This is a genomic window from Vaccinium witches'-broom phytoplasma str. VAC (assembly GCF_000309405.1).
GTDB lineage: Bacteria > Bacillota_I > Bacilli_A > Acholeplasmatales > Acholeplasmataceae > Phytoplasma.
On sequence record NZ_AKIN01000085.1, the window covers coordinates 1 to 430 of the forward strand.

3 tRNA genes are annotated in these 430 nt (G+C 36.7%); all 3 read left to right on the forward strand.

The features are described from left to right. Nucleotides 1–28: 28 nt before the first annotated feature. The 3 genes from RI68_RS02015 (at nt 29) to RI68_RS02025 (ending at nt 293) form a co-directional block, all read left to right on the forward strand. A tRNA-Met gene (locus tag RI68_RS02015) sits at nt 29–105 on the forward strand. Between the two features lie 15 nt (nt 106–120). After that, a tRNA-Asp gene (locus RI68_RS02020) sits at nt 121–196 on the forward strand. A 21-nt stretch (nt 197–217) separates the two neighbouring features. Further along, a tRNA-Phe gene (locus tag RI68_RS02025) sits at nt 218–293 on the forward strand. Nucleotides 294–430: the final 137 nt, after the last annotated feature.

Here is a 430-nt window from a genome sequence, read left to right on the forward strand (position 1 = left end):
ATATAATTTTTATGATTTAAGTTGAGATCGCGGGATAGAGCAGTTTGGTAGCTCGTCGGGCTCATAATCCGAAGGCCGTAGGTTCAAATCCTACTCCCGCAACCAAAAAAAACACAAAAAGGTCCGGTGGTGTAGTGGTTAACATGCTTGCCTGTCACGCAGGAGATCGCGGGTTCAATCCCCGTCCGGACCGCCAAGTAAATAGTAAACAATATTTGGCTCTGTAGCTCAGTCGGTAGAGCAGTGGCTTGAAGAGCCTCGTGTCGGCAGTTCGATTCTGCCCGGAGCCACCATTTATTATATTTCAAATTAATTTTTTTAAACAAAATTTGATGCATTTGTTATAATGTTTATGTATTATTAATTTTTATTAAATTAAAAATTAGAAAGAAAAAAAATTGAAAAAAAGTAAATTTTGTTTAAAAAAAAT